Raw genomic sequence first — 23,598 nt, 5'->3', positions numbered from 1 at the left:
ATCCGAAGCACAACATAGCGGCGTAAATCAACAAACTGTCGTCAGGTGTACCTCATTATTGGTGCCATCAATACGCCATTAGCTGCCTTAAATCAAAAATTGTCGCGTATGGGTTAATTAAAATCCCAGCTCGTTAACAAATTTGCGATCGACTACATCAGGATAAATTATGGAGCTGCTCTGCCCAGCCGGAAATCTTCCGGCGCTTAAGGCGGCCATCGAAAATGGGGCCGATGCGGTCTATATCGGGCTGAAAGATGATACCAACGCCCGCCATTTTGCTGGCCTCAACTTTACGGAGAAAAAGCTTCAGGAAGCCGTTACCTTCGTCCACCAGCACCGCCGCAAACTGCATATCGCCATCAATACCTTCGCCCATCCTGATGGCTACGCCCGTTGGCAACGCGCGGTGGATATGGCAGCACAGCTGGGCGCCGATGCGCTGATCCTCGCCGACCTCGCTATGCTTGAGTATGCGGCAGAACGCTATCCCCATATTGAGCGTCACGTCTCCGTTCAGGCATCTGCCACTAACGAAGAGGCGGTGCGTTTTTATCATCGTCACTTTGATGTTGCCCGCGTGGTGCTGCCACGCGTGCTCTCTATTCATCAGGTTAAGCAACTCGCGCGCGTCACGCCAGTACCACTGGAAGTTTTTGCCTTTGGCAGCCTGTGTATCATGGCCGAAGGCCGTTGCTATCTCTCCTCCTATTTAACCGGCGAATCCCCCAATACCGTTGGGGCCTGCTCACCCGCCCGCTTTGTTCGCTGGCAACAGACGCCGCAGGGGCTGGAATCGCGCCTGAACGACGTGCTGATTGACCGCTATCAGGATGGCGAAAATGCCGGTTACCCGACGCTGTGCAAAGGCCGCTATCTGGTAGACGGCGAGCGTTACCACGCGCTGGAAGAGCCAACCAGCCTTAATACGCTGGAACTGCTGCCAGAACTGCTGGCCGCCAATATCGCCTCGGTGAAAATTGAGGGCCGCCAGCGCAGCCCGGCGTACGTAAGCCAGGTGGCGAAAGTCTGGCGCCAGGCTATCGATCGCTGCATGGCAGACCCGCAGAACTACGCACCGCAACCGGCGTGGATGGAGACACTCGGTGCGATGTCCGAGGGTACACAAACCACGCTTGGCGCGTATCACCGTAAATGGCAGTGAGATAATCATGAAATATTCATTAGGGCCGGTGCTCTACTACTGGCCAAAAGAGACGCTGGAAGATTTTTACCACCAGGCCGCGACCAGCAGCGCAGATGTGATTTACCTCGGGGAAGCGGTATGCAGCAAGCGCCGCGCCACCAAAGTGGGCGACTGGCTGGATATGGCGAAAAGCCTCGCCGGAAGCGGTAAACAGGTGGTGCTCTCAACGCTCGCCCTCGTCCAGGCCTCCTCCGAACTGGGTGAACTCAAACGCTACGTAGAGAACGGTGAATTCCTGCTGGAAGCCAGCGATCTGGGCGTAGTGAACATGTGCGCCGAACGCAGGCTGCCGTTTGTCGCAGGCCATGCGCTGAACTGCTATAACGCCGTGACGCTGCGCCTGCTGCTTAAACAGGGGATGACGCGCTGGTGCATGCCGGTCGAACTCTCGCGCGACTGGCTGGCTAACCTGCTCAACCAGTGCGAAACGCTGGGCATTCGCAATCAGTTTGAGGTGGAAGTACTGAGCTATGGTCATCTGCCGCTGGCCTATTCTGCCCGCTGCTTCACCGCCCGCTCTGAAGACCGTCCGAAAGACGAGTGTGAAACCTGCTGCATCAAGTACCCGAACGGGCGCAGCATGCTGTCGCAGGAAAATCAGCAGGTGTTCGTCCTGAACGGTATTCAGACCATGAGCGGCTATGTGTATAACCTCGGCAATGAACTGGCGTCGATGAACGGTCTGGTCGACATGGTGCGCCTGTCACCGATGGATACGGGCGTATTCGCCATGCTGGATGCCTTCCGCGCCAATGAAAACGGTGACGCTCCGCTGCCGTTAACCGCTAACAGCGACTGTAACGGCTACTGGAAACGCCTCCCCGGGCTGGTGCTACAGGGCTGAAGAAGAAATGTAAAAGCTCACTTTGTTAACAACGGTTATTAAATTTTAATGCACTATTAAAAGATTCACCGTCGACAAAGTGAGCTGTTATGACTGATAAAACCATTCCGTTTTCGGTGCTGGATCTGGCGCCGATCCCTCAAGGCTCCTCAGCACGAGAAGCCTTTACCCACTCTCTCGATCTCGCTCGCCTGGCAGAAAAACGCGGTTATCACCGTTACTGGCTGGCTGAGCACCACAATATGGTTGGTATCGCCAGTGCGGCGACCTCCGTGCTGATTAGTTACCTGGCGGCGAACACCACCACGCTGCACCTTGGCTCCGGTGGCGTGATGCTGCCGAACCACGCCCCGCTAGTGATTGCCGAGCAGTTTGGTACGCTGAATACCCTCTATCCTGGCCGTATCGACCTGGGTCTTGGCCGTGCGCCGGGCAGCGACCAGCCGACCATGCGCGCCCTGCGTCGCCATATGAGCGGCGACATCGATAACTTCCCGCGCGATGTGGCTGAACTGGTGGACTGGTTTGACGCGCGTGACCCTAACCCGCACGTGCGCCCGGTGCCAGGCTACGGTGAGAAGATCCCGGTGTGGCTGCTGGGTTCAAGCCTGTACAGCGCGCAGCTTGCCGCGCAGCTGGGGCTGCCGTTCGCCTTTGCCTCACACTTCGCGCCAGATATGCTCCATCAGGCGCTTCACCTCTATCGCACAAACTTCAAACCTTCAGAGCGTCTGGAAAAACCGTATGCGATGGTGTGCATTAACATCGTTGCCGCCGACAGCAATCGCGATGCGGAATTCCTGTTCACCTCCATGCAACAGGCTTTTGTGAAGCTGCGTCGCGGTGAGACCGGCCAACTGCCGCCGCCGGTGGAGAATATGCATCAGCTGTGGTCGGCATCCGAACAGTATGGCGTTCAGCAGGCGTTGAGCATGTCGCTGGTGGGGGATAAGGCAAAAGTGCGTCACGGGCTGGAGGCGGTGCTGCGTGAGACGCAGGCGGATGAAATTATGGTTAACGGCCAGATTTTCGATCATCAGGCACGCTTGCATTCGTTTGACCTGGCGATGCAGGTGAAAGAGGAAGTGTCAGGTTAGCGCGGTTTGTCACCCTCTCCCGTCGGGAGAGGGTGACAGGTGGTGTTACTGATACACCGGCAGCAGGTTAAAACTCGACAGGACATGCACCAGCGCGTTGCCAATACCGAACACCAGAATCAGCGCAATCATCGGCTTTCCGCCCCAGACGCGGAATTTCGGGCTGCCGAAGCGTTTACGTGATTTGCGTGCCAGCAGCGCAGGCACAATCGCCGCCCAGATGGTCGCCGCCAGCCCGGCATAGCCGATGGCATAGAGGAAACCATTCGGCCACAGCAGACCGCCAACAATCGGTGGCAGGAAAGTCAGCAGCGCGGTTTTAAAGCGCCCCATAGCGGAATCATCAAAACCAAACAGATCGGCCAGGTAGTCAAACAGGCCCAGTGTCACGCCGAGGAAAGAGCTCGCGACGGCAAAGTTAGAGAACACCACCAGCAACAGATCCAGACTGCGGCTGTTCAGTACGCCGCTCAACGCCTGTACCAGCACATCAATGTTACCGCCCTTCTGCGCAATGCCGATAAATTCAGGACGCGGGATATTGCCCATCGTCCCCAGCAGCCAAATCACGTACAGCGCCAGCGCCAGCAGCGTGCCGTAGATCAGGCACTTCACAATCGTGCGGGGATCTTTACCGTAATACTTCATCAGGCTCGGCACATTACCGTGGTAACCAAACGATGCGAGACAGAACGGCAGGGTCATCAGCAGGTACGGCGTGTAAGCGGTATTCGTCTCCGCCACGTTGAACAGCGTGGCCGGCGTAACGTGCCCAAGCAGGCTGCCGAAGGTCAGGAAAAAGGTGATCACCTTCGCGCCCAGCACAATCGCCGTCATGCGGCTCACCGCTTTGGTGCTCATCCAGACGATAAACGCGACGCCAAGCGCGAAGCACAAGCCCGCCACTCTTGCCGGCACGTTCAGCGACAACTCCGAGAATGTGTGATGCAGAATGGAGCCACTCGCTGAGATGTACGCGTAAGTCAGGATGTAGAGCACAAAGGCAATGGAGAGGCCGTTTACCAGGTTCCAGCCTTTGCCTAACAGGTCTTTAGTGATGGTGTCGAAGCTGGAGCCAATGCGGTAGTTCAGGTTGGCTTCGAGGATCATCAGCCCGGAATGAAGCATACAGAACCAGGTAAACACCAGTGCCGCCAGCGACCAGAAGAACCACGCACCGGACATAACCACAGGCAGGGAGAACATCCCGGCACCAATGATGGTTCCGCCGATGATCACCACGCCGCCAAGCAGCGAAGGTGACGTTTGGGTGGTGGTAAGTATCGCCATACAGCCTTTTCTCCAGTCAATAATGCGGTTATGCATGTTAATGCGCAGCACTGTACCAGTACAAGAGTACAAAAGAAATAAAAAAAGCCCCGACAGTGTTTATCGGGGCTGTATAGATTACTTTACGTCAGAAACGAAAGGCTTACGCGTCACCGAAACGACGACGAGCGGTACCTTCTTCACGACGTGGGCCGCGGCTTTCGCGACGCTCGCCAGAGAAACGACGACCTTCGCCTGCGCCAGCGCGGTTGCCTTCGCTACGACCGCCTTCACGACGTTCGCCACCGAAACCACGACCACCGCCACGACGTTCGCCACCACGGTCAGTACGTGGCTGGGCATCACCCATCAGCTGCATGTTCATCGGCTTGTTCAGGATGCGGGTGCGAGTAAAGTGCTGCAGTACTTCGCCCGGCATGCCTTTTGGCAGCTCGATAGTAGAGTGAGATGCGAACAGCTTGATGTTACCGATGTAACGGCTGCTGATGTCGCCTTCGTTAGCGATCGCGCCAACGATATGACGAACTTCAACACCATCATCACGGCCCACTTCAATGCGGTACAGTTCCATTTCGCCAGCGTCACGACGCTCACGACGTGGACGCTCTTCGCCACTGCGCTCTGGACGGTCAGCACGTGGACCACGATCGTTACGGTCGCCACGACGTTCGAAACGCTCGTCACGGTCACGGAACTCACGCTTAGGACGCATCGGTGCATCTGGTGGCACGATCAGGGTACGTTCGCCCTGTGCCATTTTCAGCAGTGCTGCGGCCAGCGTTTCCATATCCAGCTCTTCGCCTTCAGCGGTAGGCTGAATCTGTGCCAGCAGCGCACGATACTGGTCCAGGTCGCTGCTTTCCAGCTGCTGCTGTACTTTCGCGGCGAATTTTTCCAGACGGCGTTTGCCCAGCAGTTCTGCATTTGGCAGTTCCGCTTCTGGAATGGTCAGCTTCATGGTGCGTTCAATGTTACGCAGCAGACGACGCTCGCGGTTCTCAACGAACAGCAGAGCACGACCTGCACGACCCGCACGACCGGTACGACCGATACGGTGAACGTAGGACTCGGAGTCCATTGGAATATCGTAGTTCACAACCAGGCTGATACGCTCAACGTCCAGACCACGTGCTGCCACGTCGGTTGCAATCAGGATATCCAGACGACCGTCTTTCAGGCGCTCCAGCGTCTGCTCACGCAGAGCCTGGTTCATGTCACCGTTCAGCGCTGCGCTGTTGTAGCCGCTACGCTCCAGCGCTTCAGCCACTTCCAGGGTCGCGTTTTTGGTACGAACGAAGATAATCGCCGCATCAAAATCTTCCGCTTCCAGGAAACGAACCAGCGCTTCGTTTTTACGCATACCGTATACAGACCAGTAGCTCTGGCTGATGTCCGGGCGAGTGGTCACGCTGGACTGAATGCGCACTTCCTGCGGCTCTTTCATGAAGCGGCGGGTAATGCGACGAATCGCTTCTGGCATGGTTGCAGAGAACAGAGCGGTCTGATGACCTTCCGGGATCTGCGCCATAATCGTTTCTACGTCTTCGATGAAGCCCATACGCAGCATTTCATCTGCTTCATCCAGTACCAGACCGCTCAGTTTAGAGAGGTCAAGGGTACCGCGCTTCAGGTGATCCAGCAGACGGCCCGGCGTACCGACAACAATCTGTGGACCCTGGCGCAGGGCACGTAACTGCACGTCATAACGCTGGCCACCGTACAGGGCCACCACGTTTACGCCGCGCATATGTTTAGAGAAATCAGTCATAGCTTCTGCAACCTGAACAGCCAGTTCACGGGTTGGAGCCAGGACGAGGATCTGCGGTGCACGCAGTTCCGGATCGATGTTATGCAGCAGCGGCAGCGAGAACGCTGCGGTTTTGCCGCTACCAGTCTGGGCCATGCCCAGCACGTCACGACCAGACAACAGATGTGGGATACATTCTGCCTGGATCGGAGATGGTTTTTCGTAACCCAGATCGGTAAGGGCTTCAAGGATAGGAGCCTTCAGGCCCAGATCTGCAAAAGTGGTTTCGAATTCAGCCATGTAGTACGAGTGCCTCAATGTCAATGGCGGCCAGTCTACTTAGCTCATCGTGAAAATGATTAGCAATTTTCATTGAAAAGTGTGAACCGGCTCAAAGTAGATGTATTGACGAACAACAACGCCCTCACCAGTTAAGGTGATGGCAATCAAAAGATTACGGGCTGATGTTTATGTCGTCAGCTATTGCTGGTCCGATTCTGCCAGGTCGTCTTGCTCCTGGCCCAAGAGCGATAATTCCAACAATGCATAACGGTGCTCAACGAAGTTGTGTACGTTGTTAGCAACCGCTAATTTGAACAGTGCCGTAGCGCTGTCCTTATCCCCCAGACTTAGGTAGTACTTACCTAAATAGAAGTTGGTTTCACTGAGATGCTCAGCGAGCGAGGTGTTATCCGTTGCGTCCGCCTTGAGGCGTTCCATCAGCGTTGCTTCGCTAATGTTGCCCAGGTAGAACTCGACAATGTTCCATCCCCACTGTTCCTTGTCCGATTTATCGAAGCGCTGTTTCAGTGCTTCTTTTGCCTGCTTCTCATCGAGCTTCTGCTCAACGATGTATAACCACAGACTGCGGAAAGGATCATTAGGATCGTCTTGATAAAACGCCAGCAGATCATCTTGCGCTAACTTATCACGACCGCCGTAATACAGGGCGATACCGCGATTCAAGTGCGCGTAGTTGTAAGTTGGATCAAGCTCAAGTACAGAATCAAACGCTTCATAGGCAGCATCAAAATTGCCTGCCTGCGTTAAATAAATGCCTAAGTAATTGAATACTTCAGGCATATCAGGTCGGATTGCCAGCGCTTGTGAGAAATCATTCCGCGCTAATGCCCTCAGACCGAGACTATCATACAACACTCCGCGCTCATATAAAAGCTGTGCGCGTTCGTCATCGGTTAAAGCCCGACTGGCAAGAATTTGTTCCATGCGTGCCAGAATCACTTCCTGCTGCAAAGTCGGTTGCAATGGCACTGCGAGGACTTCGCTCTTACGCCAGGCAGAGTTGCTGCATCCTGCCAGCGTTAAAGCTGTCGCAACGAAACACCAGCGCAAAAAAGGCTTCATTTCCCACTCCCGAAGACAACTATTGGATGAACGTCCTGTCCCCCGGCGGCTTAACAAGGCGTCCTGCCTGATAATAGGCCCTCCGCCGAAGCGGAGGGCAAATGCAACTTACTCGCCTTGCTGTTCTGCTGCCGATGCTTCTGGCGCAGCAGCCGGCTGAGACTGCTCGGTTGCTTCTTTAATGCTCAGACGGATACGGCCCTGGCGGTCAACTTCCAGAACTTTAACCGGGACTTCCTGACCCATCTGCAGGTAATCGGTCACTTTCTCAACGCGCTTGTCAGCGATTTGAGAGATGTGAACCAGACCTTCTTTACCGCCACCGATGGCAACAAACGCGCCAAAGTCAACGATACGGGTCACTTTACCATTGTAGATACGGCCCACTTCGATTTCTGCAGTAATTTCTTCGATGCGACGAATAGCGAATTTCGCTTTCTCGCCGTCGGTCGCTGCAATTTTCACCGTACCGTCATCTTCGATTTCGATAGTGGTGCCAGTCTCTTCGGTCAGAGCACGGATAACGGAACCGCCCTTACCGATAACATCTTTGATCTTGTCTGGATTGATCTTGATGGTGTGGATACGCGGAGCGAACTGAGAAATGTCGCCACGTGGCGCGTTGATCGCCTGTTCCATCACGCCCAGGATGTGCAGACGAGCACCTTTAGCCTGGTTCAGCGCAACCTGCATGATCTCTTTGGTGATACCTTCAATTTTGATATCCATCTGCAGCGCAGAGATACCGTCGCGGGAACCCGCAACTTTGAAGTCCATATCGCCCAGGTGGTCTTCGTCGCCCAGAATGTCAGACAGAACAACAAAGTTCTCGCCTTCTTTCACCAGGCCCATTGCGATACCCGCAACGGCGGCTTTGATTGGCACGCCTGCATCCATCAGCGCCAGAGATGCGCCACACACGGAAGCCATGGAAGAAGAACCGTTAGATTCGGTGATTTCAGAAACCACACGAACGGTGTACGGGAATTTGTCAGCATCCGGCATCACTGCCAGCACACCACGCTTCGCCAGACGACCGTGACCAATTTCACGACGCTTAGGTGAACCCACCATACCGGTTTCACCTACGGAGTATGGAGGGAAGTTGTAGTGGAACAGGAAGCTGTCAGTACGCTCGCCCATCAGTTCGTCGATGTTCTGCGCGTCACGTGCTGTCCCCAGGGTCGCGGTAACCAGCGCCTGCGTTTCGCCACGGGTGAACAGTGCAGAACCGTGAGTACGTGGCAGAACGCCAGTACGCACGTCCAGACCACGAATCATGTCTTTTTCGCGGCCATCGATACGCGGCTCACCCGCCAGGACGCGGCTACGAACCACGTTTTTCTCGATAGCGTGCAGAATTTCGCTCAGCTCGTTAGCATCCAGCGTTTCGTCTTCAGCAATCAGCGTTGCGATAGTTTCGTCTTTGATCACGTCAACCTGAGCATAACGCTCCTGTTTGTCGGTGATGCGATAAGCATCGCTCAGACGAGATTCAGCCAGCGCAGCAACGCGTGCATTCAGCGCGTCGTTGACGGCTTCAGGCTGCCAGTCCCAACGTGGTTTGCCCGCTTCTTTAACCAGATCGTTGATGTTCTGAATAACGATCTGCTGCTGATCGTGGCCAAAGACCACCGCGCCCAGCATCTGGTCTTCGCTCAGCAGTTCAGCTTCGGATTCAACCATCAGCACAGCCGCTTCAGTACCAGCAACAACCAGGTCCAGCTTACTTTCTTTCAGCTCTTCCTGCGTTGGGTTCAGCACGTACTGGTCGTTGATGTAACCAACGCGTGCAGCACCAATTGGGCCATTGAATGGAATACCAGACAGTGACAGGGCCGCGGAAGCACCGATCATCGCAACGATATCCGGGTTAACCTGTGGGTTAACGGAAACAACGGTCGCGATAACCTGCACTTCGTTCACGAAGCCTTCCGGGAACAGCGGACGAACCGGGCGGTCAATCAGACGCGCAATCAGGGTTTCGCCTTCGCTTGGACGGCCTTCACGACGGAAGAAGCCACCCGGAATTTTACCGGCAGCGTAGGTACGCTCCTGGTAGTTAACGGTCAGTGGGAAGAAGTCCTGACCTGGTTTTGCTTTTTTCTGGCCAACTACGGTTACGAATACCGCAGTGTCATCCATGCTTACCATAACGGCAGCAGTAGCCTGACGTGCCATCATGCCGGTTTCCAGCGTGACGGTGTGTTGACCATACTGGAATTTACGAACGATCGGATTCAGCAAAGTTCTGTCCTTTCTTAAATGTATGACAGCACACCACCGGTGTGCTGACGATTTAACCCGACCTTCTTCGCATCCTCGCGACTAATGACAACCAACACCCCCATGGGTGAAGCCTCTCATTAGCCGCGCGAACCTCTGCAATGAAGATCATTTATAGCAACAATACAATAGTTTCCAGTGAATTGCTGCCGTCTGGTTGAAAAAAGGGGCCATCAGGCCCCCTTTTCTGAAACTCGCAAGACTTAGCGACGCAGACCCAGACGCTCGATCAGCGCGGAGTAACGTGCAACATCTTTACGTTTCAGGTAGTCGAGCAGTTTACGACGCTGAGAAACCATACGCAGCAGACCACGACGGCTGTGGTGATCTTTTTTGTGCTCTGCAAAGTGACCCTGCAGGTGGTTAATCTGTGCAGTCAGCAGTGCAACCTGAACTTCGGTAGAACCGCTGTCGTTAGTACCACGACCAAACTCAGAAACGATTTTAGCTTTAGCTTCAACGCTTAGAGACATTTTCAAACTCCAGAATATAAAGAATGTAAGGATGCCGATCTCTAATTCAGCAATCCCAGTATACGTCCCGCAATATGTTAAACAATTTGCCGAACGTTAAGCCGCGATATTCTACTCGTCTCACCTGCTTATCGCAAGGCGAGCCGTTATCGCTATCAGGCTTCAACCGGATACTCAACGACCAGGCGACGCGGCGCGACGCGCCCTTCGCCATCCATTTCACCCATGCCTATAAACTTACCTTCATCCCCCTCGGTCACGCGTACCAGGCCTTCAGAAGGAGCACTGGTGGTACGAACCGGGTTTCCGTTCTTAAAGTAAACGGAGGATGTTAAAGGAAGATTAACAACCGGGAAATCGGCCGCCGGGCTGTCCATTGGCATTAGCAGCGGATCGAGCAAATCGGCAGGCGCAATCTCCTGCGCTTCCGCCTGCTCAACCAACTCGCGCAGATGTTCAAGGGTCACCATTCGCTCAACCGGGTACGTGCTGACAGCCAGGCGACGCAGGTAAATCACGTGCGCACCGCAACCCAGCTTTTCACCCAGGTCGTCAATGATGGTACGAATATAGGTGCCTTTCGAACAGTGAACTTCCAGCTCCAGCTCATCGCCTTCGTGACGAATAAAGAGCAGTTCGTACACGGTAATCGGACGGGGTTCGCGAGGAACGTCAATGCCCTGGCGTGCATATTCGTACAGTTTTTTACCCTGGTACTTCAGCGCCGAATACATTGATGGTACCTGCAGCGTGTCGCCACGGAAACTTTCCAGCGCGGCATCAAGTTGCTCCGCGCTGAAGGTCACCGGACGCTCTTCTACCACCTGACCATCGGCATCGGAGGTGTCCGTGCGCTGGCCTAGTCGGGCGATGACCCGATAGCGCTTATCGGAGTCCAGTAGGTACTGGGAAAACTTTGTCGCTTCCCCCAGGCAGATCGGCAACATGCCGGTCGCCAGCGGATCGAGCGCGCCCGTGTGGCCCGCACGGTTGGCGTTAAAAATACGCTTAACTTTTTGCAGCACGTCGTTGCTGGAAGCGCCCTGGGGTTTATCCAGCAGCAGCACACCATGCACGTCGCGACCGCGACGACGAGGACGACTCATTAGTCCTCCTTGCTGTCGTCCGTTGGGTTAACACGACGTTCGTCGTCATGTTTCACCACGCTGGTCACCAGGTTGGACATGCGCATACCTTCGACCAGAGAGTTGTCGTAGAAGAAGGTCAGCTCAGGTACGATACGAAGACGCATCGCTTTGCCGAGCAGAGAGCGGATGTAGCCAGAGGCTTCCTGCAGCGCTTTAATGCCGTTTTTTACCGCGGCTTCGTCCTGATCGTTCAGGAAGGTCACGAACACTTTGGCATACGCCAGGTCGCGGGACATTTCCACGCCGGACACGGTGGTCATCACACCCACGCGTGGATCTTTAATTTCACGTTGCAGGATGAGGGCGATCTCTTTCTGCATTTCTTGCGCTACGCGCTGCGGGCGACCAAATTCTTTCGCCATAATAAATTCTCCAGACAAAAAAGGGGCAAAAAGCCCCTTTTAAAATTATTACCGGGTGGCGCTTTGCTTACCCGGCCTGCATCGATGATTAAGCAATCGTACGCTGAATTTCGATGATCTCGAACACTTCGATCATGTCGCCAACGCGAACGTCGTTGTAGTTCTTCACGCCGATACCACATTCCATGCCGTTACGGACTTCGTTAACGTCATCTTTGAAGCGGCGCAGGGATTCCAGCTCGCCTTCGTAGATAACCACGTTGTCACGCAGTACGCGGATTGGGTTGTGACGTTTGATGATACCTTCGGTAACCATACAGCCCGCGATCGCACCAAATTTCGGTGATTTGAACACGTCACGCACTTCAGCCAGACCGATGATCTGCTGTTTCAGCTCTGGAGACAGCATGCCGCTCATCGCTGCTTTCACTTCGTCGATCAGGTTATAGATGACGGAGTAGTAACGCAGATCCAGACTTTCAGCATCAATCACTTTACGTGCAGATGCGTCAGCACGTACGTTGAAGCCGACCAGGATTGCATTGGATGCAGCAGCCAGGGTGGCGTCGGTTTCGGTGATACCACCTACGCCAGAACCGATGATCTTCACTTTAACTTCGTCAGTAGACAGTTTCAGCAAGGAGTCGGAGATCGCTTCCACGGAACCCTGAACGTCGGCTTTCAGAACGATGTTCACTTCGTGAACTTCGCCTTCGGTCATGTTCGCAAACATGTTCTCGAGTTTAGATTTCTGCTGACGAGCCAGTTTAACTTCACGGAATTTGCCCTGACGATACAGTGCAACTTCGCGCGCTTTCTTCTCGTCACGTACGACGGTCACTTCATCGCCCGCAGCCGGCACACCGGACAGGCCCAGGATTTCCACTGGAATGGACGGACCTGCTTCCAGAACTTCCTGACCCAGTTCGTTACGCATCGCACGAACACGACCGTATTCGAAACCACACAGGACGATATCGCCTTTATGCAGCGTACCTTCACGAACCAGAACGGTTGCAACCGGACCACGACCTTTATCCAGGAAGGATTCGATAACCGCGCCGCTCGCCATACCTTTACGAACCGCTTTCAGCTCCAGAACTTCAGCCTGCAGCAGGATAGCGTTCAGCAGGTCGTCGATACCGGTACCGGCTTTCGCAGATACTGGGATGAACTGCGCTTCACCGCCCCACTCTTCCGGCATAACACCGTACTGGGAGAGTTCGTTTTTAACGCGATCCATGTCAGCTTCTGGCTTATCGATCTTGTTCACTGCAACCACCAGAGGCACCTGCGCCGCTTTCGCGTGCTGGATAGCTTCAATGGTCTGTGGCATCACGCCGTCGTCTGCAGCAACAACCAGTACAACGATATCCGTTGCCTGAGCACCACGAGCACGCATAGAGGTAAACGCTGCGTGGCCCGGGGTATCCAGGAAGGTGATCATGCCGTTGTCGGTTTCTACGTGGTACGCACCGATGTGCTGGGTAATACCACCCGCTTCACCGGAGGCCACTTTCGTCGAACGAATGTAGTCGAGCAGAGAGGTTTTACCGTGGTCAACGTGACCCATGATGGTCACTACAGGCGCGCGCGGTTCTGCCGCTGCGCCGGTGTCACGGTCGCTCATTACTGCTTCTTCCAGCTCGTTTTCACGACGCAGGATAACTTTGTGGCCCATCTCTTCGGCTACCAGTTGCGCAGTTTCCTGGTCGATAACCTGGTTGATGGTGGCCATTGCGCCCAGTTTCATCATCGCTTTGATGACCTGAGAGCCTTTAACCGCCATTTTGTTGGCCAGATCGCCAACGGTGATGGTTTCACCAATCACTACGTCACGGTTAACAGCCTGAGCTGGCTTCTGGAAGCCCTGCTGCAGTGCGGAACCTTTACGCTTGCCGCCTTTACCACCGCGGATCGCTGCACGTGCTTCTTCACGGTCAGCTTTAGATTCAGCGTGCTTGTTGCCTTTTTTGGCTGGGCGAGCAGCTTTGGTGCTGCGAGTACGGCCACGACCACCTTCAACTTCACGGTCGTTATCGTCTTCTGCCTGGCGCGCATGCTGAGAAGTAGTGACGTGATAATCGCTGGTGTCTTCAGACGCTTCAGCAGGGTTCACACCGTTCTTCTCGTTTTCTTCAGCCATACGGCGCGCTTCTTCAGCTACACGGCGAGCTTCTTCTTCAAGCTTGCGGCGGGCTTCTTCTTCCGCTTTACGCTTCAGCTCGGCAGCTTCATTTTCACGGCGGGCTTTTTCAGCCTGGGCGGTTTTTGTCATTTCGTCGGTCTGTTGATTGCTCACTTTGTCTTTTTCCGCAGCTTCACGCTTCACTTTATCACTTGCGTCGCGTTTCGCTTTTTCTGCGGCCTCACGTTCAGCTTTTAATTCTGCTTCACGTTTGGCAGTCGCTTCTGCCTCACGCTGAGCTTGTTCTTCCGCTTCACGCTGTGCCTGCTCTTCCGCAGCAAGGCGTTCTGCCTCTTGCGGATCACGTTTTACAAAGGTGCGTGTCTTGCGGACTTCAATTTGTACCGATTTGCTTTTACCACCGGTACCAGGGATATTCAACGTGCTACGCGTTTTGCGCTGCAGCGTCAGCTTGTCAGGCGTCGAACCGTGTTCACGGTTCAGGTGCGCTAACAAGGTTTGTTTTTCTTGCGCGTTCACCGAGTCATCAGCGGACTTCGGGATCCCTGCATCAGCAAATTGCTGTACCAGGCGGTCCACGGAGGTCTGAATCTCGGCAGCCAGCGATTTTACAGTTACATCAGTCATGCTGTTCCTTCCTGCTACAGTTTATTACGCTTCGTCGCCGAACCAGCAAATATTACGTGCGGCCATGATGAGTTCGCCGGCTTTCTCGTCGGTTAAACCTTCGATATCAGCCAGGTCATCAACGCCTTGCTCAGCGAGATCTTCCAGCGTACAAACACCACGGGCAGCCAGCTTGAACGCAATCGCACGATCAAGACCTTCCAGATTCAGCAGGTCATCAGCCGGCTTCTTATCGCCAAGGCTTTCTTCCTGAGCCAGTGCCAGGGTGGTCAGTGCGTTTTTAGCGCGTTCACGCAGGGCTTCAACGGTGGCTTCATCAAGACCGTCGATTTCCAGCAGCTCTTTCATTGGCACATAGGCCAGTTCTTCAAGGGTAGAGAAACCTTCTTCAACCAGAACAGTGGCGAAATCTTCGTCAATATCCAGGTATTTCGTGAAGGTATCGATCGCCGCATGGGCTTCAGCCTGATGCTTAGCCTGCAGGTCATCAACGGTCATTACGTTGAGTTCCCAGCCGCTCAGCTGTGACGCCAGGCGTACGTTCTGACCGTTACGGCCGATTGCCTGCGCCAGGTTGCCCGCTTCAACAGCGATATCCATGGTGTGTTTGTCTTCGTCAACAACGATAGACGCCACATCCGCCGGAGCCATTGCGTTAATCACGAATTGCGCCGGGTTGTCGTCCCACAGGACGATATCGATACGCTCGCCGCCCAGTTCGGTAGAAACCGCCTGAACACGCGCACCGCGCATACCTACGCAAGCACCGACCGGGTCGATACGCTTGTCGTTGGTTTTCACCGCGATTTTCGCGCGTGAACCCGGATCGCGGGCAGCCGCTTTAATTTCGATAACTTCTTCGCCGATTTCCGGTACTTCGATACGGAACAGTTCAATCAGCATCTCTGGCTTGGAACGGGTCACAAACAGCTGTGCACCACGCGCTTCAGGGCGTACGGCATACAGAACGCCACGAATACGGTCACCCGGGCGGAAGTTTTCACGCGGCAGCATGTCTTCACGCAGGATAACGGCTTCAGCGTTACCTGGCAGCCCTTCAGATTTGATTTCCAGAGAGATGTTGTCGCGGTTTACTTTCTTCACCACGCCGGTAATGATCTCACCTTCCTGATCGCGGAACTGATCGACAACCAGCGCGCGCTCAGCTTCACGGACTTTCTGGACGATAACCTGTTTTGCGGTTTGCGTGGTGATACGGTCGAAGGTGACAGATTCAATCTGGTCTTCAACATAGTCACCCACGTTCAGGCTTTCGTCTTCAAAACGCGCCGCTTCCAGGGTGATCTCTTTCGTCGGCTGGGTCACCTCTTCAACGATTACCCAACGACGGAATGTATCGAAGTCACCGCTTTTACGATCGATTTCTACGCGAACATCGATCTCTTGTTCGTATTTTTTCTTGGTTGCTGTAGCCAGTGCACTTTCCAGCGCTTCGAAAATCTTCTCACGCGGCAGTGATTTCTCGTTGGAGACGGCTTCAACAACAGCCAAAATTTCTTTGTTCATCGCGGGCTTTTCACCTCAATCCAGACTGTTAAAAGTGGGGAACCAGGTTCGCCTTCTGGATATTACTCAGCGCGAACACTTCATCTTTGCCTTCGACTGTAACCGTGATCATTTCACCATCAACGGCTTTGATAATTCCCTGCCATTTACGGCGGTTCTGTACGGCCATACGCAGAACGAGAGCCACTTCTTCACCGGTAAAGCGCACATAGTGCTCGGCCGTGAACATCGGGCGATCGAGGCCGGGTGAGGAAACTTCCAGGTTGTACGCAACGGTAATCGGGTCTTCAACATCAAGAACCGCACTCACCTGGTGGCTAACATCAGCACAATCATCAACATTGATGCCATCTTCACTATCAATATAGATGCGCAGCGTCGATGTACGGCCGCGAACGAATTCGATGCCGACCAGTTCGTAGCCCAGTGCTTCGACCGGTGCAGTAATCATCTCTGTTAATTTTTGCTCTAATGTGGACAAGCCCACCCCCAAGACATAAAAAAAGGGCGTAAAGCCCAGTTATTCTGTAGTCAGATAACAAAAAACCCCGATAAATCGGGGCTTTAGATAACTGAACCCTATAGCCGCAACTGCGGCCTGGAGCACTCTCCGAAAGAATTTTTTCAAATCCAGCTACGAAGGCTCTAAGTCTTCACAGTATATTTGAAAAAGAACTTTATGGGAAAGTGGTTGCGGGGGCCGGATTTGAACCGACGACCTTCGGGTTATGAGCCCGACGAGCTACCAGGCTGCTCCACCCCGCGCCTGAAACGTGGCAAATTCTACGCGTTTTGGAGAGAATTTGCAAATAATGCTGGGATTTGGTACCGAAGACGGGACGTAAAATCGGCGTTTAGTATATTGATAGTGAACCCCACCTGTCAAGCCAGTTTCCGCCAGGTCAAACAAAGGGAAAATTTTACAAAAAACGCACGAGTCTCTTCCGGTCATCGACAAAAGATGATTAAATGAATACTCACTTATTTTGCATAAACATGCATCGAGAGCGAAAGCGGTCTCTTAATCAGTCAATCAAGCAGGGTTTTATTTTATGACGACGATTCTCAAGCATCTTCCGGTAGGACAACGTATTGGCATCGCTTTTTCAGGCGGCCTGGATACCAGCGCTGCACTGCTGTGGATGCGCCAGAAGGGAGCGGTTCCGTATGCATATACTGCGAACCTGGGTCAGCCGGATGAGGACGATTATGATGCAATCCCTCGTCGCGCTAAAGAGTATGGCGCAGAGAACGCGCGCCTGATTGACTGCCGTAAGCAACTGGTCGCTGAAGGTATTGCTGCTATTCAGTGTGGTGCTTTCCATAACACTACCGGCGGCCTGACCTATTTCAATACCACCCCGCTTGGCCGTGCAGTGACCGGTACCATGCTGGTTGCCGCCATGAAAGAAGATGGCGTAAACATCTGGGGTGATGGCAGTACGTATAAAGGAAACGATATCGAACGTTTCTATCGTTATGGCCTGCTGACCAACGCCGAGCTGCAGATTTATAAACCGTGGCTCGATACCGACTTTATCGACGAGCTGGGCGGCCGTCATGAAATGTCCGAGTTTATGATCGCCTGTGGCTTTGACTATAAGATGTCCGTTGAGAAAGCCTACTCTACCGATTCCAATATGCTGGGTGCGACGCACGAAGCGAAAGACCTGGAATTCCTGAACTCCAGCGTGAAGATCGTTAACCCGATCATGGGTGTGAAGTTCTGGGACGAAAACGTCAAAATCCAGGCGGAAGAAGTCACCGTTCGTTTCGAGCGCGGCCACCCGGTTGCCCTGAACGGCAAGACCTTCTCTGACGATGTGGAACTGATGCTGGAAGCTAACCGTATCGGTGGCCGTCACGGTCTGGGCATGAGCGATCAAATTGAGAACCGTATTATTGAAGCAAAAAGCCGTGGCATCTATGAAGCCCCTGGGATGGCGCTGCTGCACATCGCTTATGAGCGTCTGCTGACCGGTATTCACAACGAAGACACCATCGAGCAGTATCACTCTCATGGTCGTCAGCTCGGTAAACTGCTGTACCAGGGCCGTTGGTTCGACCCACAGGCCCTGATGCTGCGCGATGCACTGCAACGTTGGGTGGCAAGCGCGATCACCGGCGAAGTGACGCTGGAGCTGCGTCGCGGGAATGACTACTCGATTCTGAACACCGTGTCCGACAACCTGACTTATAAAGCAGAACGTCTGACCATGGAGAAAGGTGAATCCGTGTTCTCTCCGGACGATCGTATTGGCCAGCTGACCATGCGTAACCTGGACATCACCGATACCCGTGAGAAGCTGTTCAACTACGTTGAGAATGGCCTGCTCTCCGCAAGCGCCGGTAATGGCCTACCGCAGGTTGAAAACCTGGAGCACAGCGTTAAGAAGTAAGGCTTACGCAGAAATGCAAAAGGCGCCCAGTGGGCGCCTTTTTTACGATCGCTGCAGAACCGGTCCCGCTGGCACGAACGTACCCGCCGACGAAAACGCTCCTTCTACAGACGAAATCTACAGACGAAAAAAAAGACGTCTTTCGACGTCTTTCTTCTGGAATATTGGTACCGAGGATGGGACTCGAACCCACAAGCCCGTTAGGGCACTACCACCTCAAGGTAGCGTGTCTACCAATTCCACCACCTCGGTACTGAATACTTAGTGCGGGATATCGCTGGTCGGCTTAGCCGGTGCAGCTGGCTGAGTCTGCTCAGTTTTCGCTGGCGCGCTCAGATTTTCCCACTCGCTTCCTTTGCTGGTCTTGTTGCTGTTGATATTGCCAAGCGCCAGACTGATGATGAAGAACAGCGTAGCCAGAATCGCCGTTGTGCGGGTCATGAAGTTCGCAGAACCACTTGAACCGAACAGCGTACCGGAAGCGCCTGCTCCGAAGGAGGCTCCCATATCAGCGCCTTTACCTTGCTGCAGCATGATCAGCGCTACGAGAGCGATGGCTACAATAAGGAAAATAACTAAAAGAGCTTCGTACATAATCAACCTGTTCCTTGCGGATTTGCCGCATACCAATGCTTCGACCAATTAGCAGGATTTTTGTTTCCCACTGAAGCGGGTGTGAATACTAACCAAAGCGAATGTGCTTCGCAAGGGCAATTTTGACGCATTGTATCAACTGCGGAAAAAAACAGCAAAAAGCCATCAATTGCTCAAAACAAAGGCGGCAAGCGCCGCCTTTTTAATCACTTAACGTGAAAAACTATGCAGCTTTTACGGCATCCGCAATACGGTGCGCAAATTCATTCACCTGCGCCTCGTCTTCGCCTTCCACCATTACGCGGATCAGCGGTTCAGTTCCAGACTTACGCAGCAGCACACGCCCACGGTTGCCCAGCGCGGCTTCAACGTCAGCCATCACCGCTTTCACATTTTCATTTTCCAGCGGGTCGCCTTTACCGGCGGTGAAACGCACATTCACCAGGATCTGCGGGAACATTTTCATGCCGCTGCAGAGATCGTGCAGGCTCATATGGTTGCGCGCCATGGCGGCAACAACCTGCAGCGCAGCGACGATACCGTCTCCGGTGGTGGTTTTATCCAGCAGGATCACGTGGCCTGAGTTTTCAGCCCCGATGCGCCAGCCTTTTTCCTGCAGTTTTTCCAGCACATAGCGGTCGCCCACTTTTGCACGGACAAACGGAATACCCAGCTGTTTCAGCGCCAGCTCCAGACCCATGTTGCTCATCAGCGTGCCTACTGCACCGCCGCGCAACTGGCCCTGACGCAGACCTTCACGCGCAATGATATAGAGGATCTGGTCGCCGTCGACCTTATTACCTTCGTGATCGACCATGATCACGCGATCGCCGTCGCCATCCAGTGCGATGCCCAGATCGGCTTTTTCCGCCAGAACGCGCGCCTGCAGAGCACGAACGTCAGTCGCACCCACCTGTTCGTTAATATTCAGGCCATCAGGCTCACAGCCGATGGTAATCACGTTCGCACCCAGTTCGCGGAAAACATTCGGCGCAATGTGATAGGTCGCACCGTTGGCGCAGTCCACCACAATTTTAAGATGGGCCAGGCTCAGTTCATTCGGGAAAGTACCTTTGCAGAATTCGATGTAACGACCCGCGGCATCGACAATGCGGTTCGCTTTACCCAGCTCGGCGGAGTCGACACAGGTGATCTCTTTTTCCATCTCCGCTTCGATCGCCTCTTCCACTTCATCCGGCAGCTTAGTGCCGTCGATGGAGAAGAATTTAATGCCGTTGTCATAAAACGGGTTATGCGAGGCCGAAATCACAATCCCTGCTTCAGCACGGAAAGTACGCGTCAGATATGCCACAGCAGGCGTTGGCATTGGGCCAGTGAAGGAAGCGGAAAGCCCCGCGGCAGCCAGACCGGCCTCCAGCGCTGACTCCAGCATATACCCGGAGATACGGGTATCTTTACCAATGATGATTTTACGGGAGCCATGACGCGCAAGGACTTTACCCGCTGCCCAGCCCAGTTTCAGTACAAAATCAGGGGTGATTGGCGCATCACCCACGCGCCCACGAATACCATCGGTACCAAAATATTTACGATTACTCATAGCGTTTGTTTTCCTTCGCTGCCAGTGTAGCTTCCACTACACGCATGGCTTCTACTGTTTCTTTAACGTCATGGACACGAATAATGTGCGCGCCCTGCATCGCCGCAATTACAGCGCAGGCCAGGCTTCCGCTCAGACGTTCGCTCGGCCCTACATTCAGTAACTGACCAATCATCGACTTTCTCGACATACCAACCAGCAATGGCAGGTCGAAATGATGGAATTCCGATAAGCGCGCAAGCAGCTCATAATTGTGAGAGAGATTTTTACCGAAACCGAACCCCGGGTCGAGCAGCAATTTCTCTTTTGCGATACCCGCACGTTCACAACGTGCAATATGCTCAATAAAGAAGCGATTTACGTCGGCATAAACATCGTCATACTTTGGCGCTTCCTGCATGGTTTTCGGCTGTCCTTGCATGTGCATCAGGCAAACCGGTAGCCCGGTCTCCGCGGCCGCCTCCAGTGCGCCAGGCTCCGTCAGCGAACGAATATCATTGATGATGTGAGCACCCACTCTCGCGACTTCACGGATCACTTCAGGTTTAGACGTATCGACGGAGATCCACACCTCGAACCGCTGTGCGATAGCTTCAACCACAGGCACCACGCGCGCCAGTTCTTCTTCCACCGAAACGTCTGCCGCCCCCGGGCGCGTCGATTCCCCACCTACGTCAATGATGGTGGCGCCCGCGTTAATCATCAAATTTGCGTGCTTCACAGCCTCGATAAGCGTGTTATGCGTGCCGCCGTCAGAGAAGGAGTCAGGCGTGACATTCAGGATACCCATCACATGCGGATGTGAGAGATCGAGATGTGAGTCCTGGGCGAATAGTTTCATGGTCAAATCCCTGGTATCAATATGGTTTTACAGAAAAGAAAAACCCCGGAGCAAGCTCCAGGGTTTGAGGTGCAAACATAGACTTCAACAGCAGTGACTTACTTGTCGCCCAACTGTTCTGACATGGTGTTGCCCGGGTTCGGCGTACGCGGTTCATCGACCGGACGCGGCGCACGCGGTGTGCCATTGTTGTCAGAATTGTTGGAAGCGCCTGGGTCTTCCCAACCCGCTGGCGGACGCACTTCGCGGCGAGCCATCAAGTCGTCAATCTGCGGAGCATCAATGGTCTCATATTTCATGAGCGCATCTTTCATCGAATGAAGAATGTCCAGGTTATCGTTCAGGATCTGACGGGCGCGATTGTAGTTACGCTCGATCAGCAGCTTCACTTCCTGGTCAATGATACGTGCGGTTTCATCGGACATGTGTTTCGCTTTCGCCACGGAGCGGCCCAGGAACACTTCGCCTTCTTCTTCCGCATACAGCAGGGGACCCAGCTTCTCGGAGAAGCCCCATTGGGTCACCATGTTACGCGCCAGGTTGGTCGCGACTTTAATGTCGTTGGACGCACCGGTCGAAACATGTTCCGCGCCGTAAATAATCTCTTCAGCCAGACGACCGCCGTAAAGAGTTGAAATCTGACTTTCCAGCTTCTGACGACTGGCGCTGATGGCATCACCTTCCGGCAGGAAGAACGTCACACCCAACGCACGACCGCGCGGAATAATCGTCACTTTATGCACCGGATCGTGTTCCGGCACCAGGCGACCGATAATCGCGTGACCGGCTTCGTGGTAAGCCGTGGACTCTTTCTGCGCTTCCGTCATCACCATGGAGCGACGTTCCGCACCCATCATGATTTTGTCTTTCGCTTTCTCGAACTCCACCATCGACACAACGCGTTTGTTACCGCGAGCAGCGAACAGTGCAGCTTCGTTGACCAGGTTTGCCAGGTCAGCACCGGAGAAGCCCGGCGTACCACGCGCGATGATCGCCGCGTCGACATCCGGTGCCAGCGGTACGCGACGCATGTGAACTTTCAGAATCTGTTCACGACCACGTACATCCGGCAGACCAACCACAACCTGACGGTCGAAGCGGCCTGGACGCAGCAGCGCAGGGTCAAGAACGTCCGGACGGTTAGTCGCCGCGATAACGATAATACCTTCGTTACCTTCGAAGCCATCCATCTCAACCAGCATCTGGTTCAGCGTCTGTTCACGTTCATCGTGACCACCGCCCAGGCCTGCGCCACGCTGGCGGCCTACGGCGTCGATTTCATCGATGAAGATAATGCACGGTGCTGCCTTCTTGGCCTGCTCGAACATGTCACGCACACGAGATGCACCAACACCCACGAACATTTCAACGAAGTCAGAACCTGAAATAGTAAAGAACGGCACCTTCGCTTCACCCGCGATGGCTTTCGCCAGCAGGGTTTTACCGGTACCCGGAGGCCCCACCATCAGAACGCCTTTCGGGATCTTACCGCCCAGTTTCTGGAAACGGCTCGGCTCGCGCAGGTATTCAACCAGTTCGCCCACTTCTTCTTTTGCTTCGTCGCAACCTGCAACGTCGGCAAACGTGGTCTTGATCTGATCTTCCGTTAGCATACGCGCCTTGCTCTTACCGAACGACATGGCACCTTTGCCACCGCCGCCCTGCATCTGGCGCATAAAGAAGATCCAGACGCCAATAAGAAGTAGCATCGGGAACCAGGAGATGAAGATAGAAGCCAGCAGGCTTGGTTCTTCTGGCGGCTCGCCTACCACCTTGACGTTTTTGGTCAGAAGGTTATCAAGCAGCTTAGGATCGTTCACCGGGATGTAAGTCGTGTAACGGTTACTATCTTTCTTGGTAACGTTGATCTCACGTCCGTTGATACGCGCTTCGCGAACCTGGTCCTGATTGACCTCCTGCAGGAAGGTAGAATAATCCACCTTGCGGCCATTCGACTCGCTGGGCCCAAAGCTCTGGAATACTGACATCAGCACAACGGCAATGACCAGCCAGAGTATTAGGTTTTTCGCCATGTCACTCAAGGGATTAACCTCATATTACAACTGTGTTAAAAACAGCGT

The 23,598-nt window shown here is 54.0% G+C and carries 19 protein-coding genes and 2 tRNA genes; 4 read left to right on the top strand and 17 right to left on the bottom strand.

Annotated elements, in window-relative coordinates; all coding sequences use genetic code 11:
- Positions 1-169: 169 nt before the first annotated feature.
- The 3 genes from L466_RS18135 (at position 170) to L466_RS18145 (ending at position 3,148) form a co-directional block, all read left to right on the top strand.
- Positions 170-1,165, top strand: coding sequence for a ubiquinone anaerobic biosynthesis protein UbiU (locus L466_RS18135; RefSeq protein WP_020883543.1), 996 nt, complete (start codon positions 170-172; stop codon positions 1,163-1,165).
- 7 nt (positions 1,166-1,172) lie between these two features.
- Positions 1,173-2,051, top strand: a complete 879-nt coding sequence (locus tag L466_RS18140) for a U32 family peptidase (protein WP_032680199.1) — start codon at positions 1,173-1,175, stop codon at positions 2,049-2,051.
- A gap of 89 nt (positions 2,052-2,140) precedes the next feature.
- On the top strand, positions 2,141-3,148 hold the full coding sequence (locus L466_RS18145; protein ID WP_032680198.1) for a luciferase-like monooxygenase: 1,008 nt from the start codon (positions 2,141-2,143) through the stop codon (positions 3,146-3,148).
- A 45-nt stretch (positions 3,149-3,193) separates the two neighbouring features.
- On the opposite strand, the gene mtr is transcribed toward L466_RS18145, so the two are convergent.
- The 12 genes from mtr to L466_RS18200 all read right to left on the bottom strand — a co-directional run bounded on the left by mtr (position 3,194) and on the right by L466_RS18200 (position 16,887).
- Entirely contained in the window at positions 3,194-4,438 is a 1,245-nt protein-coding gene (gene mtr, locus L466_RS18150; protein ID WP_032681935.1) for a tryptophan permease, read from the bottom strand.
- Between the two features lie 142 nt (positions 4,439-4,580).
- Complete coding sequence (locus L466_RS18155; RefSeq protein WP_020883539.1) at positions 4,581-6,485, bottom strand: DEAD/DEAH family ATP-dependent RNA helicase; 1,905 nt, start codon at positions 6,483-6,485, stop codon at positions 4,581-4,583.
- Complete coding sequence (gene yrbN, locus L466_RS24095; RefSeq protein WP_100122156.1) at positions 6,478-6,558, bottom strand: protein YrbN; 81 nt, start codon at positions 6,556-6,558, stop codon at positions 6,478-6,480. Before yrbN ends, L466_RS18155 begins: the two co-directional genes overlap by 8 nt.
- A 107-nt stretch (positions 6,559-6,665) precedes the next feature.
- On the bottom strand, positions 6,666-7,550 hold the full coding sequence (nlpI, locus tag L466_RS18160; protein WP_013098912.1) for a lipoprotein NlpI: 885 nt from the start codon (positions 7,548-7,550) through the stop codon (positions 6,666-6,668).
- Positions 7,551-7,658: 108 nt separating this feature from the next.
- Positions 7,659-9,797: a polyribonucleotide nucleotidyltransferase gene (pnp, locus tag L466_RS18165; protein WP_014171780.1), complete on the bottom strand. Its 2,139-nt coding sequence runs from the start codon at positions 9,795-9,797 to the stop codon at positions 7,659-7,661.
- A gap of 242 nt (positions 9,798-10,039) precedes the next feature.
- Positions 10,040-10,309: a 30S ribosomal protein S15 gene (gene rpsO / locus L466_RS18170; protein WP_013098914.1), complete on the bottom strand. Its 270-nt coding sequence runs from the start codon at positions 10,307-10,309 to the stop codon at positions 10,040-10,042.
- A gap of 155 nt (positions 10,310-10,464) precedes the next feature.
- Complete coding sequence (gene truB, locus L466_RS18175) at positions 10,465-11,415, bottom strand: tRNA pseudouridine(55) synthase TruB (RefSeq protein ID WP_014171782.1); 951 nt, start codon at positions 11,413-11,415, stop codon at positions 10,465-10,467.
- Positions 11,415-11,819, bottom strand: a complete 405-nt coding sequence (gene rbfA, locus L466_RS18180; RefSeq protein ID WP_014171783.1) for a 30S ribosome-binding factor RbfA — start codon at positions 11,817-11,819, stop codon at positions 11,415-11,417. Before rbfA ends, truB begins: the two co-directional genes overlap by 1 nt.
- An 88-nt stretch (positions 11,820-11,907) precedes the next feature.
- Positions 11,908-14,595, bottom strand: coding sequence for a translation initiation factor IF-2 (infB, locus tag L466_RS18185; RefSeq protein WP_014171784.1), 2,688 nt, complete (start codon positions 14,593-14,595; stop codon positions 11,908-11,910).
- Between the two features lie 24 nt (positions 14,596-14,619).
- Complete coding sequence (gene nusA / locus L466_RS18190; RefSeq protein ID WP_014171785.1) at positions 14,620-16,122, bottom strand: transcription termination factor NusA; 1,503 nt, start codon at positions 16,120-16,122, stop codon at positions 14,620-14,622.
- 28 nt (positions 16,123-16,150) lie between these two features.
- Positions 16,151-16,603 (bottom strand): ribosome maturation factor RimP, encoded by a 453-nt coding sequence (rimP, locus tag L466_RS18195; protein ID WP_014833432.1) that lies wholly within the window; start codon positions 16,601-16,603, stop codon positions 16,151-16,153.
- A gap of 207 nt (positions 16,604-16,810) precedes the next feature.
- Positions 16,811-16,887, bottom strand: a tRNA-Met gene (locus L466_RS18200).
- Between the two features lie 287 nt (positions 16,888-17,174).
- On the opposite strand from L466_RS18200, the gene argG reads away from it, so the two are divergent.
- Positions 17,175-18,521 (top strand): argininosuccinate synthase, encoded by a 1,347-nt coding sequence (gene argG, locus L466_RS18205; protein ID WP_020883538.1) that lies wholly within the window; start codon positions 17,175-17,177, stop codon positions 18,519-18,521.
- 165 nt (positions 18,522-18,686) lie between these two features.
- Here argG and L466_RS18210 read toward each other — a convergent pair.
- The 5 genes from L466_RS18210 to ftsH form a co-directional block, all read right to left on the bottom strand.
- Positions 18,687-18,773, bottom strand: a tRNA-Leu gene (locus L466_RS18210).
- Positions 18,774-18,782: 9 nt separating this feature from the next.
- Positions 18,783-19,115: a preprotein translocase subunit SecG gene (gene secG, locus L466_RS18215; protein ID WP_020883537.1), complete on the bottom strand. Its 333-nt coding sequence runs from the start codon at positions 19,113-19,115 to the stop codon at positions 18,783-18,785.
- Positions 19,116-19,338: 223 nt separating this feature from the next.
- Entirely contained in the window at positions 19,339-20,676 is a 1,338-nt protein-coding gene (glmM, locus tag L466_RS18220; RefSeq protein WP_014171789.1) for a phosphoglucosamine mutase, read from the bottom strand.
- Positions 20,669-21,517 carry a dihydropteroate synthase gene (gene folP, locus L466_RS18225; RefSeq protein ID WP_020883535.1) on the bottom strand — a complete coding sequence of 283 codons (849 nt, stop codon included), beginning with the start codon at positions 21,515-21,517 and terminating at the stop codon, positions 20,669-20,671. Before folP ends, glmM begins: the two co-directional genes overlap by 8 nt.
- Positions 21,518-21,615: 98 nt before the next feature.
- Entirely contained in the window at positions 21,616-23,550 is a 1,935-nt protein-coding gene (gene ftsH, locus L466_RS18230) for an ATP-dependent zinc metalloprotease FtsH (RefSeq protein ID WP_025202925.1), read from the bottom strand.
- Positions 23,551-23,598: the final 48 nt, after the last annotated feature.

Origin of the sequence: Enterobacter sp. BIDMC 30 (genome assembly GCF_000534355.1) — a bacterium.
GTDB classification, from domain to species: domain Bacteria; phylum Pseudomonadota; class Gammaproteobacteria; order Enterobacterales; family Enterobacteriaceae; genus Enterobacter; species Enterobacter ludwigii.
The sequence above is the reverse complement of the archived record's forward strand: the minus strand, read 5'-3'. Positions and strand labels throughout refer to the sequence as shown.